We start from the raw sequence: 17,460 nt of genomic DNA on the forward strand, positions 1-17,460 counted from the left end.
CTCGACGGAAACTTCGCGAGTCGGGGAGGCGTGATAATAGGGAATTCACCAAAAGCAGATTCTAATCACGAGCGACCATCAATTGCAATTTGGGTGTCGGGGGAGTCCGTTCAATACACCTTTGGCATTCGCCCCAAAGGTGTAACCAAAAGTCTAGGGGGAAGAGTTCACCAAGGGCTCGCCTATGAGTTATCCCGGTGTCGATGTCTTCTCCGGTGTCGGTGTGCGCGATGGTGTCGACGTGGGAGATGGTGTCGGTGTGCGAGATGATGTCGGCGATGGCGCTGGTGCCGCTCCATTTTCCACATTCAACGACTCGCTGGCTTTCAAAATATCCTCGTCAGCCTTATCCCTATTCTCAGACCACCATTCCAGAAGGAACTCGACCGCCAGCGGCTTTATTTTTAGCTGAGCGAGATGCGTGAAGCATTCGCCTGCGATCTGAACCATTCCGAGACTGGCTTCGCTACGCATTACCGAGGCGAAGTAATCAAACCTGTCGTTCATCGGAATATCCTGTCGACTCTCCAGGTATTGAAGGAGCGCAAACTTCCCCTCTTTGTACGGAGTATCCGCGATTGCGAGTTTCAACCCCTCAAAAGTGATCTTGCTGGGATCGACGCCACGCTTCCAGGGCACAGTGTAGGCAACACCGAACGGCTTTGAACTCGCATTGAGTATCATTTCATAGGCCTGAGAAGCGCGATCCCGCAACGGATACTTTGCGTCCTTAGACCATTCATGTAATTGATCGAATGATTTGCGATCGTCGTTCTGAGCCGCAAGAACAATACTCGTGAACGCCGTCAACTCGTTCAGATTGTCTACCGTTTTTGAAGCCTTTTTTAGGGTGTCTTCAATTGTGTCAAGCTTCTTTGATGCGAGCTCGTTTTTTTCCCCCAGCTCTCTGGCCAGTCTTTCTGCCTCGGTCGCCTTGTTTGCAACCAAATCGACTGTCGCCGCTTGTGCTTCAATTCGTTCCTTGATCTTTGAAATTTCTTCTGCGTCCCCGGTCGCCTGTCGCGCAGCGGTCTTAATTGAACCGACCTGGGTTATTGTTATCTCGGTTATGCGCTCGTGAAATATGCAGATTAATCCAATAAAAACGACCAACACTGAAAGAGCCACGGCGGCCGTGACGTTTGGTTTATTTGCGAGAAGCCACCAAGCGCAGACCGCAACCGAATTGCCGATCAGAAGAAGGCCCAACAACTCAATAGATTTCACGTGGGTTCGAACCGAAACTTTGTTGCTTGCACCTAGAGACAACTCTTTGCCTTCCGTCAAGGTTGTTGACCTACCCCCGAATTGAGAGCTCGTAATAATTTTCCGCCGATTGGGGTCATACGCCAAGCCTTCGAGCGGAATCGATTATACCAAGCATCCCCCGGTCCGGTGAGGCTAAACATCGCATTGATCGAAGCTTGAGTAATTAAGCCACGCGCTTCCAGCTTCGCCACAGAGTTTATCGCTGGCCCGAGCATTGCGTCCCATTTCATATCTTCTTTTCCCGTACCCAATCCCACGTCCTCGAACCCGGTATCCTCTGTCGAAGATATCCAATCGCCTCGCTGCGCTCCGGCGGCAAATTTCTGCAGATATGTGATATCCTGCGCCGTTAGCGTGTCCAAATCATCAATTATTGTCTGACGTTCATCCCGCGTAGTCGATTCCGGTTGGGCGATAAACGAAGTCAAAACGTTTACGTAATAATGCCGCTTGCCATCCTCCGGCTCGCGTTTCACTCGTCGAACGATGTCTTCCAGCAATTCCGCCGCGTCTGGTAATTTTTTCACGTTGGCAGCGAGCTCGGCTACCCCTTGCTCCATTGCAGCAACACGCGCCGTGAGTCGGTCGAAAAATTCGTCCACGCGTGCGCTCTGACTGTACGTTTCGTACTCGTTCCATGCCTGCGAGAACGCCCCACCTACCAGCGGCACGAACTGCGCGAGCGTTCGTATTCCGCCTTTTATTATCGCACTATTCCGTGTTCCGGTTACGGGCAGCGGGTCTTCTCGGTCTGGGGTGCTCATTCTGGCACCCTACGCGAAAAAATCTTTTGCGCGAGGTTGCGCGCAATTTCAGCCGCCCAGCAATGTCGGCAGCTTCCGCATCCAAAATTCCGCGTCTAAGAACAGGTTTATCGACCGGAGATTCCGCAACCGCAGCTTCGGCGGCATTTTCGCCCCGCCGGCGCGAAGATGTTTCCCGAAGTGCACCCTCTCACGTTCAAACCATCCCCACGCGATGAGTTCCGAGGAATTGCAGGCAACGGCTTTCGCAATCCGCCTGATTCGCGCCTGTCGGTTTACCGCCATCATGAAACGACGCGCTGTTCGTAGAACCAATTTCCGGGCGGAGGGGGTAGATTCTGCCCGGAGGTTTTGCTGCAAAATTTGCTCCACTCTCTGCCGTATCAGAGGTGTGGCTGGGGAGGGAATTGAACCCCCGACACGAGGATTTTCAGTCCTCTGCTCTACCAACTGAGCTACCCAGCCAACTAGCTGCGATCAAGGACTTTGGATCGATGTTTGAAAACCATTCTTGCCAAATATGATACCAGAATCTGATACTGACTGCCTGAAAAACAGCCAAACAACGCCAACGAAGGTCTCAAGTCCCTGGCATAAATCTTCGGTCGCAAATCTCGTCCGCTACGGCCCATCGGGCGTTTACTTTGCGCGCTTCAAAGTAGGCGGCAAGTTAATTCGAAAAAGCCTTCGCACGAAGCTATTAAGCATTGCGCGCAATCGACTGACGGAGCAAGTCACCGAAGCCCGATCCCATTCCGACTTAGGCAGGAAGATCGCAAAAGGGAAAATTACCTTCGGCGAGGTAGCGGAAACGTATCTCCGCGCTCGTGAAAGCGACCCCGATCTAAAACCGCGCTCGAAGGAATACCGCCGCGCGTGCCTCGCCGCAATTCGCAAAACGTGGCCGAGCATCGACGCACTCGACGTTCGGAGAATCTCCAAAGGCGCAGTGCGTGACTGGGCGGCAACGCTTCGCGCCAACGGCACGGGATTCAGGGCGAATCGCACTAAGAGCGCGCACAAAGGAATTTCTGCCGGGCGTTTTAATAATACGGTGGCGACGTTGCGACAGATTTTAGATTTAGCGATAGAGGAAGGCGCGCTTCACACAAATTCAGCTCGTGCGATCAAACGCATGAAGGAACGCGCTAAAGAGCTGTCGCTACCCTCCCGTAGTCAATTTGCCGACTTAGTAAGGATTGTCGAAACCTCGGGCGCGGCACGGGCGCGGCATTGTGCGGACTTGATTCGATTTCTGGCGTTTAGCGGCTGTCGTCTTGGCGAAGCTCAACAGGTCCAATGGCGGGACGTTGATTGGGAGAAATCCGAGTTGATTATCCGCGGCGATCTGAAAACCGGCACAAAAAATTGGGGAATCCGTCGCGTGTCGATGATTCCCGAACTGGATCTGATGTTAAGAGATTGGCGGCAACGGCGGTTCGGCGAGACACCGGAGACGGCTGTTCTTTGCGTTAAAGAGTGCCAACGGAGCCTCGACCGTGCCTGCAAGACTCTGTGCATTCAAAAAATCACGCATCACGATTTGCGGCACCTGTTCGCAACGATGGCCATCGAAAGCGGAATTGATATCCCAACGGTGGCCAGACTGCTCGGGCACAGAGATGGTGGCGCGCTCGCCATGCGCGTTTACGGTCACCTGCGGCAACAACACGCAAGGGAGCAGGTGCAGAAAATTCGCTTCAACCTGAGCTCTCCGGAAAACGTTGTCAGCTTTTTTCCACGAACCGGATAGCGACAAATTGCTTTTTCCGACTGTCCCGCAACCGAACACGTGCCGGCGGTCCCGATACTCGGATTTTTCGGGAGCGCCCGTCGGCACTATTCCCGAGGAAAGGCTTCGCAGTGGACAGCGAAAGTTGTCAAACAAATTCTGCGGCTAAAAAAGGCCCTGACTGTCCATAAGAGTCTGGAACAGTCCGCAAGAGTCCAAGGTCAGACCTCCGCCCCTGCGTGATCCTGAAAAAATGGGCTTACTATCCGCCTATGTTGAGCCAAACTACGCCAACTCCAGCCCCAGCCCGCCTGTCTCGAAACGGAAAGCGCATGGGGAAATCTCCGAAACTCATCCTGCCGTGGAGGGAGTGCGCAGCGGTCACACCGAACCACTTCGCCGCCATTTTCGGGCGTGAAGTCACCTGGGCGTACCGTAAAATCTATGACGGTAGCGTGAAGACGCTTTCCACGCTCGGTCGACTCCTTATTCCCACCTCTGAAATTCATAGGCTTCTCGCCGGCGCAGAAACTTATGACGGACTTTCTCGGGACAACGGGCGCGCAGAGCAGGCCCCTGCCACTCAGCAGCCGAACATAGAGACTCAATCGTAAATGCTGTCGCACTCCAACGAAATCCTCGCGGGTCCGCAGGCGATTAGGTATGGAGCTCTGCCGAAAGTGGAATTGCCGACGGACGATGTATTGCTCTCCGTTTTCGCGCGACAACTGCTGAAGATTATCAAGGCGAGAGGCATCTATCGTTGAGATAATGTGCCAATGTTTCCGTACGCGGAACGCGCACGGCTTGAGATTCTCGACGCCCACACATTCCGTTCGTGGGTCGAGAGCTTCCTTGTTTGTTATAAGACGAAGATCGACAACGCTGGTGATTCCTACGACGTTTTGCGCACGATGAACAGGGACACGGCGGAAGCTGTGCTTAAATGCAACGAGTTTTGGCAGGGGCTACACGAGGTCGTGACTTTCAATCCCGTTCGACTCCCTGTCGTTTCGTCGATGGGGCAGAGCAGGTTATTGGAGCCTGGTTATGATGAAGATACTCGCACCCTGACTTTCGAAGGCTGAGTCATAAATGCTTCCCCTTACTCTGCAATCGCGGCCAACCCGGACGCATAACAGCAGACCAAGAGCGGGACAGGGCCTTCGTTGTACGAGAGGACGAATTGGTTTGAAAATGCTATCCCGCCGGACTAAGCGGAGCGCAGCCAACGAACATCGCATTTGCGTTCCAGCCCCACCGCGAGGCGCTCAGATGCGCCCCCTCGGACCTATCTTGACGTCAATCGTAGCAACTGTGCGGAGCTCAACGGCTTAGCGAATTCTTCCCTCCACCCATGCCGTTTTTCCGATTTTGACCTTGTCCCACCCTATCCCTACCCTATCCTTTTCTTAGATTGTTATCTTCTTCTTAGTTAATGAGTTATGATAATGAGGGAATGGGTGGAATAGGTGGGATAGGGTTTTGTGTGGTCTATACGGAGAGATTTTAGTTTTTCTTTCGAATGGAATCAGTGGCAGCCGAGCTCACTTTTGCCGTCCAACCCTGTCACCTATGCCCGCTTCATAGGTGAATTCGCGGGTATAGGTCGCTGGAAGGTGCCCACCACCGTGGAAAAGGAATCTACTTTTGTCGCAGATTTCAATGGGTGGCGAAGCCCCATGTCGCTTTTTTGTGCGGGACCTAATTTCGAATGTCCCATTCTGGGGCCAAGATTGGGGCAAAAGCGCGCAAGTGAGACATGTCGCATTCGTGTCGCATCGCCTAGGCCGGCAAGAATAGTGGACCGTCCACACGATTTTTGTCACGCGGCAAGCATGAATAGCGGTCTGCTGACCGCCGATCACGCGGAAGGAAGAGTCTTGCAGTTCGGCAAAATCTGCTTTGAACAGCCTTCTGTCACCTTTCGCTCTCAGCACCCCCTTATCCCAACGCGTCTACACTCTTCCGGGGTCGAAGTGCGCCCGCCATGCGCTCAAAGCGAGGATGGCAAGAGCTTTTCCACCGCCGCGGCGATCTCCTCGGACGCGGAACCGCGTCTCGATCAACTTTCGGGCCACGGTGGGCATAGGTAGAACGACGCTTATGGGCTCGAACCAAAGCCGGGCAGGCCTCCGTTTCCATCATGCCTTCCCGATTGCCAAAAAAGCAGTGCGCTTCCCGTCTACGCAAGGGACGAACGCCAACGGTGCACCACGCCCGTGGACGAAGAGGCCGCTCAAGAGCTACGCATCGATTCCGCATAGAGGCCATCGCGAGCGGACGCAATTTGCCGTTTGATCGTGTAAAGTAGTTAGGGTCCTTCGTAGATAGGGGTGGCCGGTCATTACCGGCCGGCCTGAAGCGAACCAGCAAGTGACAAAAACTCTGCGCGACCGAAGACATGCCGACGATTGAACTGTACGAGTATGAACTTCCAATAGCGGTTGATGACTTGAACCGAGTCGCCGACCTCTTACGGGAGGCGAAGGTATTTTGCGCCGGGCCTACTGCAGCCGATATCTACGACTGGAAGGCGTGCCGGAAGGCTCACGCAGACGGAATAACCGTTGCAGCGCTCCTTGATCGGAATGTCTTCAACGACGTGGTCATTCTCGCTCGTACAGCATCAGCTGAGGCCGTCTGTCCATTGTCCGGTCGCGCGCGGTTTGGAGCGGCTGTCATGAGTTACTTGCTCTGCTCCAACATTCTCGTTGATCCAGGCCTCGCTGTTCACGAATGGCCTGCCGGTGCTCTCGAAGAGCTAACGCTGTTTCGTAGAGCGGACGAGACGGATGCCGCGACGTTTGTCGAGATAGCGTTGGCGCGGGCCGATCGAATCGCTCCTGGTGAGCTTCCACCACCGAAGGTGCACCCGACACCACAGACGTTCCGAGGCAGTGTTTCGGGACGAGAGGAACATCGTCTGGCCGTGCTCAAAATCTGCGAGTTAGAACTCGCTGCGCTCAATCCATGCGAAAAGATCGAGCGGTTCTTTAGGTGGACATTCGATCATTACATTTTCCTGCCCGCTGCCATTAGCCTCGCAGCGCAACAATTTAGCCCAAGCCGCCGCAAGCCGCTCTTGCGCCGAGTCGCTAGTCCTGATCGCCAACGTGCGATGTCGGCGGTCGATAATGCCGTTTGGGATTTGCTCGTTGCGATGCATTGGGCAGAGCGAGTTGAACGGCAGCTTTCCGAAAAGAAGTTTTGGATTCTGTGTTCGCGCGACGAATCCCTTAAAGCACTCGCCAGAAACCTCCATTTTAGTCGCGAAGCAGGACAGACGCGCGAAAGCGCGCTCCGCACGATGTTCATCGATTTGTGGGGGTCATTGGACGGCGGGCGGCTGGCAACGCACCTCTTGCAGTTGATGCTCGACGCGAAGAATCCGATACGGTGGTGCAATCAAGATGGCTTTAAAGAAAGGATCGACGATATGACCCGCCACCTAGAGCATGCCTTTCTTTCGTGGCAGCCGGCGGATTGATTGTACCGGCCGGGCAAAGCGCTATGAGTTCTACGGCCCGAGCTTTCGCCGGGACCAGATAGCATTTTCCCCCGCTCGAAAGTTGAGGCGCTTTTTCAATGGGCGGTCAGTGTCCTCGAAAGAAATTAACTCTACATCGGTCATCGTATTCTCGACATCCGGTATCTCAATCAGATAGCCAAAGAGGTCGAAAGCGGCGGTACCAATTATTTTCATCATACCGTGCGGTTGAGGTTCTCCGGTTCGCCACTGAGCCGGGAGGGCAGTTTCGCTTTCGACCGTGCATCCGAATGTGGCACCGCTGATGAAATCTTGGAACGAGTCTCCGCGTGTGAGTGCCCACAATGCGTCAAGTTCTCGTTCAGTCTGGTAGGTGATGTCGCTTGGCTTTGGCACTCGCGGGTCGATTCCGTAATGCTCTGCGACGGAGCGAACCCGTCCGAACCAGTCCAGCTCGCGGTGCATTCGCTGATTGGCGTCATTGTTCGTTGCCGCAAGCTGCCCTCTGCCAACACGAAGCCCTTCGACGAAATAAGCGAGTTCGACTTCCTCCTCCGTCGCAAGCGTGGCCGCGAGGCTCCGCAATTCGTCAAACCACGCGAGGCAAGACAGCGCTTGGCCTTCCCATTCATCTAGTCTGAGTGGCGTTGATACTGAAATGCTGAACTCGTCTGTCGCACCGCGGGTGAGAGATATCTCAACTGAAAGCGGACTGTGGGGAAGTCTACCGCCAAAGCGCATCACCTCTATCCCACCCTGCCAATAGCCTTCTATTTGGAGAAATTTCGAGTTTTTCCACCGAAGTTGCACCGAGCCTGGTCGTGACTCGGGTTCGAACCGCAGCTTGTATCGCCCCGCAGGCATTAGTGTCTGAATCAGAGGAGAGTCGTGCGGGCCGATTAAGTCCATGTCCGCAAGGAAGACATCCCCACGTTTCACCATCGCCAGAAACTGTCGGCGAGTTTCCGAGTCACCGCTTGTAAATGTCAGGCAGAGTGGTGCGGTCGGATGAAGATCTATAACTTCCCGGCCGGCCTGAAAGGAAACGTCGACGCCAATTGTCGGATCAAGCTTCTGCAAAGTCGTTTTCCGCTGCTCAATCGCCGCCCCGATCGAGCCAGGATACAAATCCCGCACATATTGCTCCGCTTGCTTCACCGCTTCAGAGAAGCGGGCCAAATCACGGAAGGAGTCCGCCAAATTGAACGTCACACTCAGCGTGTTCTGGCTGTCGAGCCTTGCTGCGGCAGCGTGTTCACGAAGGTACTTCTGCGCGAAGACCCAGTACGCGTTCCTTTCGGTGACATCTACTAGTGCGATAAAGACCGGCAGACGAGCATCGTCTCGGTAGTATAGGAGAGGTTTGCGATTCATGCGGAAGCGAATACCGCCTTTTCGAATCGTAACCGAGTGAGAGCCTTTTACCTGAACCCCGAGCTGCAGCCCGGTCAGTTCGCCGGCTTCCACAATTTCAACATTGTAGTCGACGAAGAAGTCGGGTACTTGCGCCCGCCATAGCCACGAGTCAGGGAGAAGTGATTTCAGAACCTCAATCGCCCTTTGCTCGATAACGAAGCTCGGCCCCACCGTCGGTTGGTTTGATCGCTTAGCGCCCATCAGCACGCCAAACATACACCGTTTGAATCGTAGTCTGGAAAATCCGGTGCGGAACTAGCCTGTACACGCTAAATTAAACGGATGCGGCGAGACTGTGGCCGCGTTGCTTTCGCACAGATTCGCGAGTTTACTGGCGTTGTTTAGAGGGGCTCATCTGCGCCGTCCTCACGGGCGCTCTCGGTCTTCCGGCCAATGGTCTCTCTTGGAAACCACCGCACCGCTGCGGGTGCGCAGATCATCACGAGGCTCACTGCTGATCGATGCGACTCGCGCCGAACATCGGCTTACTGCATGCTGATTTCATCAGCGATGTTCATCTGGGCCATATTTCTAGAGAGCGCATTCCTCCTTTTACTTGGCGGTACCGTTCTCGGGCTGATTCACTGGAAGAATCGGAAAAAACGTCATCCCTTTACACAAAAGATTCTGCGTCCGCCGGGCGAATCCCTACGCATCAAATTGGTCGAACTAGACGAGCGATTGAATGATCGACTGATTCAGCTTTTCTTGTCGGCGTATTCGCCGCTCATAATGGCTGGTTTGGTCGCACTCCAAGGCGTCCATACCGGTATCGGAGTATGGATCACGATCGCTGCCATCGCTGCGATCGCATCGATTTGGTCGGCCTATCGACTGTGGAAAGTGCTCAATCTGCGACCTCGCATTCGCTTGGGTTTCGAAGGCGAGCGACACGTTGGCGAAGCGCTCAATCAGCTAATGCTCGTCGGCTACCGCGTTTTTCACGACTTCCTTATTACGGACAAGCCGCGCTCGATTCGAAACATTGATCACATTGTAATTGGTCCGAACGGAGTCTTTGCCGTTGAGACGAAGACCCGTCGAAAAATGAAGGGCGAAAAGGGCGCGACGGTCACCCTTCTGGATAACGCGCTGCAATATCCATGGGGTATTGATCAACGTGACCTAGCCCAGGCGCAGGAGGAGGCCGCGTGGTTAGCCGAGTGGCTCTCGAAAATCTCTGACCAATCATCAGAGTGGGATCGATACTTGTCCTTCCGGGCTGGTTTATCGACCGGCGCTCAAAACTGGTAGTCACAGTTCTCAGCGGCAGCGAAGTCGCAGCAAATATTCCGAAATTGAACGGAACCGCGACGAGCGAGAGCGACGTTCGCCGTTTCGCGGCCATGATCGAAGACCGCAATCGCAATATCGAATACTGATGCGGCAGCGCGCGGAGGGAGACAGCGCCGACGAGATTGGTTGCGATCGCCCGACCCCGTGTCGGGCCGGTACCGGCAACGCGAGTAATCAGCTAGTTGCTGGTATTGACCCTCAAAAATAGCGAACGCCAAAACTCTGGCGGGATCGGTGATTGGTGCTTCAAACATGCGAGCGCAAAAACAGAAGAAGGAACGCGCTCACCCAATTGAAGAGGAAACCGCTGACGCGCAGCGTAGGCAAAGGACGCTAGCTGCGCAGGGAGCCCAAGATCAGGCAACGCCGAGTCCGGTACGAACTCCGCCGGTATGGCAACACCATCGAGAACGGCTTCTTCCAAGATTCGGTTCTCCCACTCGGGCGGAGGCGCCCAACTCATCAATTGCATCGGCTGCCGGTCGCCAAGCGGCTTGCCGTCATCATCTGCGGCTAGGATCAACCGGAGAAAATAATGTCGAAGCAATTCCGCGTGTTTTGCCGCAGGCAGCGAACAGCAGAGTTCGAGAAGCATCAGAAGCAGGTTGGAACTCGTGTCTCCAAACGCGCGCTCGCTTTTGCCCCCGGCGCGCTCAAATGCCAGTTCCCAAGAATTTGCGCCGGAAATGAAAGGCGGGCCGCTCTTCCCGAGGCGACGCATTAGAATTCGCTCGCCAAGCATCCAAAGCCAGCCTTCGATGTTGTCGCTTTGTTTAGAAATCCATTGCGCTCTCCAGACGAGGAACAGCTCTATGTGCTGAATGTCGAGCATAGGTCGCAATGCACCGGAATTGTTACTGACTAGCCCGTTTAGAACATCGATGACCGCGGTTAAACGTGGTCGAAACGCGGCGCGCTCTTCAGTTGGTGCTTTGCCTGATAGCTCCACCAGCGCCCATGTCAGGATGCCGAGCCGACCAAGATGCCAAAATGCCAGGTATGAACCTGCGACGCTATCAAGGTTAGTGGTAGATTTCTCTGCTTGGAGGCCGTGCTCAACGGTGGCAACAGCAGCGTTGTCCGAATAAAATCGCTCCAGTTCGCGAAGATAGAATTCGGCCCACATTTCCTGCACCACCTTGTGGACTTCAGGATCATCGCTCTTCTGCGCACAACGCCATGCCGCAAGGACGCCCCACTCTGCAAGGTCAAGCCAACCAGTCTCGCGGGTGGGTTCGCGGGCGTAACTGCGAAGAATTACCAGCGTAACAGGAATCAAGCGCAGCATGCGGAGATCGATCGGCTCGGTGAGGCGCGAAAGAAAACGCCTCCAGTTCGGCACGAGTTGGTTAACCCATTCGTCGGAGCCGTGAATGAAATCGCCAGCCTGCGCGCATAAGTAACTAAATTGTCCGAATAGGTTCTGCGGAACTAGCGACGGAGTGAGGAGATGCTGTCGGACAAGCTCGGTGATCTCTACCAGATTCCATCGCGTGAAAGTCAACGTAGCGTGATCGCCAACTTTTGTTCCAAGCGCGCTGCTCGTCTTCTCGAACGAAGCCACCCCGGCGTCTTCTTGGTCCTTGTTGTACGCAAGGATGATTTCGACGCGTTTGACCTTTTCGAGACCGGCGGCGGAAAGATCAACCGCGGCCGCCCGGCGCAGGTCTCCATCAAATGACTCGGAAATCCAATTCTTATAGGAGAGCACTTCGCCTTTAAGGACGAAGATGACGAGCGATTCGCCCTCCTCGCGGAGGAAAGACAAATCGATCCCGAATTCCTCCTCGGTCTTAGTCTTTGAAATGTCGTCATCGCCTGCTCGTAGCCAAGGCAGGCGAACAGGCTTCCAGCTTAAGGCCAGTCCGAGATTGTAGATGATCCAATCGAATCCATACTTCGTCCCCTTTTTTTCCTTTCGTGTCCGCTCCGCGAGTCCGCGAACGTAATACGTGAGAAAAGAAGTGATCGTGTCCGGCGTCATTGCGCTTTTCTCGATTCGCTTAAACGATGAATCATCTGCAATGCGTGCAGTCGCCGGAGGGCCATGTCTTCGGGGGCGATAAATTCAAGGTTCGGAAATTCGAATTCGAACGAGTGCTCGCCCATTGGGGTTGTTTCGGAAAGATTCGCGTCGTCGTAAGACGAGAAAGCATCGCCGTAGAGCATCTCCACATTTTTCATTAGCTGGGCAAAGACGGATTGCTCTTCAGCTTTGTCGTGGATTTCGCGGTTCATGGTGCGCCACTTCCGTTCCGCCTGCCAGCGGTAATAAGGCACTTGCATCGCATTGAGCGGTGATGCGCGCACCTCCGTTCGAGCTTTGAAGTAATGTTCAGCTTTTTCCACTGCAGCGCGGATGACCTCAGGTTGGCTTTCAAGCTGCTTCAAACTGGCAAGACACGCGTTGGGATAGTTCTTGCATTGGACAAAGAGTTCATCGGAAAACTCTCGCTTCGCGTCTTCGCTGCTCTGCTCAAATCGCGGTGCGACCGCCGAAAAGAATCGCGCGATGACGTTCCCGTGCACTCCAAGGGTCTGAAAAACAAACAAGGTTATCCGGAGGTCATCCTCATGGATCGCGCTCAGCATCTCGGTTGAAAATGCGGCAAGCCCGAGGCACTCAAAGAGCGCAAGACCGAGTTCCCTTCCACCGATCGCCGACTGAAACATCAATCGGCCTACCAATTGGCCATTGTCTTGCGCGGCCATCTTCGAAAGTAGCGCGGTAAAGATTTTGTCAGAACGCACCAGCGGATACAGGACCCCGGGACTGCGCTCGCCAATGGCTTGCAGCGTTTGCTCGAAACCACGCTTGTCGTGGTTCGATTGCTTTATCAGGAAGGATTCGAGAACACGCCACGTGCCGAGACATTTGGGGCCAATGGGCAGAATCTGATTAAGCAGATCCAGGAGATTCGCCTCCGGCCGATCCGCTAAGGAACGGCAGCGGTCGGCGACCGCATTGATTGCTACTGTGATGATGTGTTTCGACTGAATAGATAGATCGGAAGACGCTTTTTCTCGGAGCCATGCGAGAGCAGCTAATAAGCATTGTTCGTTGAGTGCGGCAGCGCAAGCGATCCTGCAAACAACCCCAACGCCCTCCGCGAGGTCCTCCGGGGTACCGGCCTCGCACTGGCGAAGGACTGCTTTGAGCTGGTTGATATCCATCGTGCCACGTCGAGCGGTCGAAATCCACGATCGAAGGGAACAATGCCGCTGGGTGGGGCTTGAGCTGCGAGCGAGTTGCTTGTTTAGACTTAACAGTTTCGCATCCTCCGCCGGTTCTAGCGTTACGCTGCGCAAAGTTCCGAGCATCTGGGCCGCGATCTCCATCGCTATTGTCGACTGCTCGCGCGCCGCGAGAGCCTCGGCAGTTTCGAGAGCCGCGCTTCGATTTACTTCACAGTAGCGGGTGATCGCGCCCCACACTCCCGAAGTAGCTTGGTCATCGCCAAGACGCGTAGCTAATGCCGGAAACCACTCGATGGCGAAACGCCCCGGGAGGGAGAGAGCATCCACCACTGCGGGCAAACCTTCATGGACGCGAAAAAATGCGTGACCGGTTTTGGCAAACGCCAGTAAGAGAGCTTCTGCGTCCTCTTGATTCAGCGAGCGAAGCGCCGCGATCCAAATCTGCGTCCCGATTTTTTTTTCGCTTGGGGCTGCGAATCCGAGGTGATTACAGAAGCTTTCCACCTGCGCGTAAAAGTTTGCGTCGCACGGAATACCATTTTGAAACAGAGCACGCACAACACCCGCTGCAGAGTCGGAATCGGCGGACAGCCACTCACGCTCCGCCTCCAGCGTGGAATGGCGTTCTGGACTGTGCGGCGTATCAAAATCAACCGGAGCGTTCGAGGCAGCGCGACGCGCGGCTGCGAAGATCAGGCTATTCTCGGGACTAAACGACGCCGACATGCTTTACCCAAGCAAACATTCGATCTCCTGTCGAACGCACGTGTCTGGTTCGTCGCGCCGCAAAAGGTGGTGCGCGCGTGCGCTGCGCTCCTCCATATCAATTCCACGAGTGATTATCCACCGGATCAGTTGGCAACGTGAATCGAAAGTGTCTCCAACCGCACTTGAGTGCGGGTCCGCGCCGTACTCGACCAAGAGCTGCGCCAACTCAAGTCGGCGGGCGAATATGGCGGTGCGAAGTGCAGAATTTCTGCCTTCTTGGGGCACGCCAGCGCGCAGAAACACTTCAACGAGACTGTGAAAACCGGTGTCGAGCGCTACACGGGTGGCGTGCGGCCGCTCCGGCCGGCGGGAGGTACGGCACAAGTCTGCCCGCACCCTTGTTGGTGGCGTTGCTTCTCGCATTGGGCGCCAGTTTTTCTACATGTGCCGGTCACGCACTTCCGAGGGCAACCGCAATGCGCGCCTCTCAATGGTGCCAAGTGACAGACGCTTCTTCGGCAAGACTGCAAGGGCGCGATTGATCACTTTGTGCGCTACCAGACGCTGGAAATCGTCTGGCGTGTGAAGCAAAGCGGGGAATGGCCACCCGGGCGGGAATGCGTTGCTGAGATCAAGCACTCCCTGCGGCACGGTCTCCTCGGCCTTCAATCGAGACGCAACGCCGAACACTTCGTTCCCAAATACGTCCGTCAGCGCTTCTGGGGCTTCGAGGCCAGCGGCGGTATAGACACGACACCGCACGGTCCATCCCCGCTGGTTTTGGAGCCAGAGCCCGAGGAAAGTTTCGAGCGCTCCGGGCTGCTCTTTTCCCCGAATACAAGAGCATGTTTTCTCATCTGCTCATCGAATACGGCACGCAAGATTGCTATTTCCTCTGCGGCGAGTTTTCGTGCGGTGAATTCAACTTCCGCGGCGCGAAGCGCACTGTGTCGCAACAACAACAGCGGCGCGAAGGTCAACCACCGTGCGATGCGGGTCGACGGGATGTCGGGTACAATCACGGAATTCGCGCGGTCGGCGTGCGCAGCTGTACGATCAAAACCAACCGCAGGAGTCAGCGCGAGCCCTCTGCAACGAGGTACCAGCTCAAACGACCGGTTTTTCCCCAGAGACTGACGGACAGCACCGAGTTCATTATTACCGAACAACATCCCGCGAGACCGCATCGATTCGAGAGCGACTCGCAGCTGCTCCTTCAAACGCGGAGCGCCCGGCCGTTGGTCCGCTCCCTCGAATGCAACCCGTACCCGTTCGCCATCGCGGGAATAGACGAGCCGCAACATCATTCCCGGCTGCGCGAGTTCCAGTAACCCCGCAACCAGCGCAAGCCTTTCGTCGCCCTCCTCCTCTGCCGTCTCCCGAGACAAGCTAAACTCTCCTCTTCATTGAAGGTTTGTTCCGCGATCGCTTGCGCGCTCTCGCAGGCAGAATGCTGGTTTTCACGCTTCGTCCCAGTTCCACCTACGGCGCCCAGGTAAAACCGGAACTCCGCCTTTATCCGTTCCGTTCTCTCGCCGCGCGACTCTTGGTTGTACTCGCGTTTTTCACTCTTAGTTGATTCAGCTCCCACAAACGCAAGGCGTGACCAAAAGAGCGAGCGTCGTGACGCGTCACGTACCGCCGGACCGTCTTGAAAGACAAATCGTCGCCACGCCGCGCCTTGAAAAATCGAATCCATCTCGATGTAAGAATAGAGGAGGGCGGCGTTCCCATCCACCATCCTGGGGCCGCTGTGACAAGCTTTGTCACGCACTAACGCAAACGGGAACCAACAGGCGGGCGAAATGCAAATCCTCTTAAATGGCCTCATAGCCGGTTGCGCGATCTCGTTGCTCGCAGTGGCCTTTCAACTCGTCTATTTGCCGACGCGTGTATTTTTCATCGGCCTCGCCGGCCTTTATTCGCTCACGCCATATTTCGTCCGGGCGTGCCAGACGGTAGGGCTGTCACTCGCGCTCGGAATAGCAGTAGCCGTGGTTGCTGCGATCTTATTATCCGTTCTTTGCGAATGGATGAATCATGCGCCCCTCACACGGAATCGCGCTTCCGAGGGTGCTCATCTGATCTCATCCCTCGGTATTTACATAGTGCTCGTTCAGACGGCAGCCATGATTTGGGGCAACGAGACGAAAACCCTGCGTACGGGTATCGATTCAACAATCCACTTCAGTGGCGCGGTGCTCACCTCGGCCCAATTCGTAACGGCCGGTGTCGCCGCAGCGATGCTGACAGCGTTCTGGATCCTACTTCGCACGACCACGATCGGACTACGATTGCGCGCCTTGGCGGATAATCCGACACAATTCGCGCTCTTTGGTTACAACAACAATGCTCACAGACTGATCGCCTTTGCTCTGGGGGGAGCGTTCGCTGCCGCCAGTTCGTTGTTGACCAGTTACGACATTGGATTTGATCCATATACCGGGCTGCACGCAGTGCTTCTCGCGATAGTCGCCGTAATCATTGGTGGACGTTACTCCTTCGCCGGACCTGCAATCGGCGGATTGCTGCTCGGCTTTGTTCGGGAGGAAGTGGTTTGGTATTTTTCGGCTCGTTGGCAAGAAGCCGCCACGTTCGCGATCCTGGCATGCTTCCTTTTGCTCCGGCCGCAAGGCCTGTTTGGGCAACAGACGCGGCTTGAAGCAACTACTTCATGAACTACCTGCTTCACCTTTTCATTTACTTCGACATCTATGTGATTGTCGCTCTTAGCCTCAATCTTCTTGTCGGCTATTGCGGGCTGCTCACGTTGGCTCACGCTGGTTTCTATGCAGTCGGCGGCTATGTGTACGCTCTGCTCGCACTTAGACTCGACTGGGGTTTCATACCTGCGGTTGCTGTCGCCATTCTTATCGGCGGCTTGTTGAGTTTGACGGTTTCTCTGCCGGCGTGGCGGCTGAAAGGGGATTTCTTCGTGCTGGTCAGTCTCGCTGTCCAGGCGCTCATTTTCAGCGTTATCTACAACTGGTCTGATCCGGACTCGGCTCTCGGCTCATTCAGAAATCTTACGAACGGTCCGTTTGGGATTGCTGGAATACCGAAACCAAATGTTCTCGGATTCGAATTCGACCATCCCGCCAGCTTCGCCGTTCTCGCTACTACATTGGCTGCATTCTGCGCTTTCATCATCTGGCGGCTAAAGAAGTCACCTTGGGGGCGTGTTCTCGTTTCGATGCGCGATGACGAACTCGCGGCCCGAACCTTGGGCAAGAACACACGTCTTTTGAAATTGCAGGCTGTCGCAATCTCAGCCGCAATGGTTGCAATTGCCGGAGCGCTTTATGCTGCCCATCTCAGCTATGTCGATCCAACGACGGCGTCTCTCGATGAGAGTATCTTGATGCTCAGCATGGTCATTGTCGGCGGAGCCGGCAATTTCCGCGGACCGCTGGTGGGCGCTTTAGTCCTCATTGCGCTTCCCGAACTTCTCCGCTTCACACACTTGCCCGGAGCGTTTGCAGCCAACCTGCGTCTCGGGACCTACGGCTTGCTTCTCATCCTGATGATGCATTTCCGCCCGCAGGGAATAGCCGGGCAATACCGCTTCAAATAATTTGTCACCATCA

13 protein-coding genes and 1 tRNA gene are annotated in these 17,460 nt (G+C 55.1%); 7 read left to right on the plus strand and 7 right to left on the minus strand.

Features of this window, described 5'->3' with window-relative positions; genetic code table 11:
• Window positions 1-189 precede the first annotated feature (189 nt).
• The 3 genes from VJU77_16680 to VJU77_16690 all read right to left on the minus strand — a co-directional run bounded on the left by VJU77_16680 (window position 190) and on the right by VJU77_16690 (window position 2,498).
• On the minus strand, window positions 190-1,227 hold the full coding sequence (locus VJU77_16680; protein HKP04990.1) for a hypothetical protein: 1,038 nt from the start codon (window positions 1,225-1,227) through the stop codon (window positions 190-192).
• Window positions 1,228-1,283: 56 nt separating this feature from the next.
• On the minus strand, window positions 1,284-2,033 hold the full coding sequence (locus VJU77_16685; GenBank protein ID HKP04991.1) for a hypothetical protein: 750 nt from the start codon (window positions 2,031-2,033) through the stop codon (window positions 1,284-1,286).
• 392 nt (window positions 2,034-2,425) lie between these two features.
• Window positions 2,426-2,498 (minus strand) — tRNA-Phe (locus VJU77_16690).
• A gap of 55 nt (window positions 2,499-2,553) precedes the next feature.
• Here VJU77_16690 and VJU77_16695 point away from each other — a divergent pair.
• The 4 genes from VJU77_16695 to VJU77_16710 all read left to right on the plus strand — a co-directional run bounded on the left by VJU77_16695 (window position 2,554) and on the right by VJU77_16710 (window position 7,255).
• On the plus strand, window positions 2,554-3,786 hold the full coding sequence (locus tag VJU77_16695) for a site-specific integrase (GenBank protein ID HKP04992.1): 1,233 nt from the start codon (window positions 2,554-2,556) through the stop codon (window positions 3,784-3,786).
• A gap of 593 nt (window positions 3,787-4,379) precedes the next feature.
• Window positions 4,380-4,532, plus strand: coding sequence for a hypothetical protein (locus VJU77_16700; protein ID HKP04993.1), 153 nt, complete (start codon window positions 4,380-4,382; stop codon window positions 4,530-4,532).
• 12 nt (window positions 4,533-4,544) lie between these two features.
• On the plus strand, window positions 4,545-4,853 hold the full coding sequence (locus VJU77_16705) for a hypothetical protein (protein HKP04994.1): 309 nt from the start codon (window positions 4,545-4,547) through the stop codon (window positions 4,851-4,853).
• Between the two features lie 1,316 nt (window positions 4,854-6,169).
• Window positions 6,170-7,255 carry a hypothetical protein gene (locus tag VJU77_16710; protein HKP04995.1) on the plus strand — a complete coding sequence of 362 codons (1,086 nt, stop codon included), beginning with the start codon at window positions 6,170-6,172 and terminating at the stop codon, window positions 7,253-7,255.
• 30 nt (window positions 7,256-7,285) lie between these two features.
• Here the strand turns inward: VJU77_16710 and VJU77_16715 are convergent, their stop codons facing one another.
• The gene (locus VJU77_16715) at window positions 7,286-8,887 is read right to left on the minus strand and encodes a DUF4365 domain-containing protein (protein HKP04996.1); all 1,602 of its coding nucleotides are present in this window, start codon (window positions 8,885-8,887) and stop codon (window positions 7,286-7,288) included.
• Window positions 8,888-9,163: 276 nt separating this feature from the next.
• Here VJU77_16715 and VJU77_16720 point away from each other — a divergent pair, with 276 nt between their 5' ends.
• Entirely contained in the window at window positions 9,164-9,925 is a 762-nt protein-coding gene (locus tag VJU77_16720) for a nuclease-related domain-containing protein (protein HKP04997.1), read from the plus strand.
• A gap of 220 nt (window positions 9,926-10,145) precedes the next feature.
• On the opposite strand, the gene VJU77_16725 is transcribed toward VJU77_16720, so the two are convergent.
• The 3 genes from VJU77_16725 to VJU77_16735 form a co-directional block, all read right to left on the minus strand.
• Complete coding sequence (locus VJU77_16725) at window positions 10,146-11,735, minus strand: hypothetical protein (GenBank protein ID HKP04998.1); 1,590 nt, start codon at window positions 11,733-11,735, stop codon at window positions 10,146-10,148.
• A gap of 212 nt (window positions 11,736-11,947) precedes the next feature.
• The gene (locus VJU77_16730) at window positions 11,948-13,891 is read right to left on the minus strand and encodes a hypothetical protein (protein ID HKP04999.1); all 1,944 of its coding nucleotides are present in this window, start codon (window positions 13,889-13,891) and stop codon (window positions 11,948-11,950) included.
• A gap of 692 nt (window positions 13,892-14,583) precedes the next feature.
• Window positions 14,584-15,261, minus strand: coding sequence for a hypothetical protein (locus VJU77_16735; protein ID HKP05000.1), 678 nt, complete (start codon window positions 15,259-15,261; stop codon window positions 14,584-14,586).
• Between the two features lie 417 nt (window positions 15,262-15,678).
• On the opposite strand from VJU77_16735, the gene VJU77_16740 reads away from it, so the two are divergent.
• Entirely contained in the window at window positions 15,679-16,551 is an 873-nt protein-coding gene (locus VJU77_16740; GenBank protein ID HKP05001.1) for a branched-chain amino acid ABC transporter permease, read from the plus strand.
• Window positions 16,548-17,447, plus strand: coding sequence for a branched-chain amino acid ABC transporter permease (locus VJU77_16745; protein ID HKP05002.1), 900 nt, complete (start codon window positions 16,548-16,550; stop codon window positions 17,445-17,447). The genes VJU77_16740 and VJU77_16745 overlap by 4 nt, the downstream gene beginning before the upstream one ends.
• Window positions 17,448-17,460: the final 13 nt, after the last annotated feature.

Source organism: Chthoniobacterales bacterium (assembly GCA_035274845.1).
Lineage (GTDB): Bacteria > Verrucomicrobiota > Verrucomicrobiia > Chthoniobacterales > UBA10450 > AV80.

Coding starts and splice junctions, on each gene's coding strand:
- VJU77_16685 (HKP04991.1), bottom strand. CDS start 2,033: ATGAGCACCCCAGACCGAGAAGACCCGCTGCCCGTAACCGGAACACGG.
- VJU77_16740 (HKP05001.1), top strand. CDS start 15,679: ATGCAAATCCTCTTAAATGGCCTCATAGCCGGTTGCGCGATCTCGTTG.
- VJU77_16745 (HKP05002.1), top strand. CDS start 16,548: ATGAACTACCTGCTTCACCTTTTCATTTACTTCGACATCTATGTGATT.
- VJU77_16715 (HKP04996.1), bottom strand. CDS start 8,887: ATGTTTGGCGTGCTGATGGGCGCTAAGCGATCAAACCAACCGACGGTG.
- VJU77_16720 (HKP04997.1), top strand. CDS start 9,164: ATGCTGATTTCATCAGCGATGTTCATCTGGGCCATATTTCTAGAGAGC.
- VJU77_16700 (HKP04993.1), top strand. CDS start 4,380: ATGCTGTCGCACTCCAACGAAATCCTCGCGGGTCCGCAGGCGATTAGG.
- VJU77_16710 (HKP04995.1), top strand. CDS start 6,170: ATGCCGACGATTGAACTGTACGAGTATGAACTTCCAATAGCGGTTGAT.
- VJU77_16705 (HKP04994.1), top strand. CDS start 4,545: ATGTTTCCGTACGCGGAACGCGCACGGCTTGAGATTCTCGACGCCCAC.
- VJU77_16695 (HKP04992.1), top strand. CDS start 2,554: ATGATACCAGAATCTGATACTGACTGCCTGAAAAACAGCCAAACAACG.
- VJU77_16730 (HKP04999.1), bottom strand. CDS start 13,891: ATGTCGGCGTCGTTTAGTCCCGAGAATAGCCTGATCTTCGCAGCCGCG.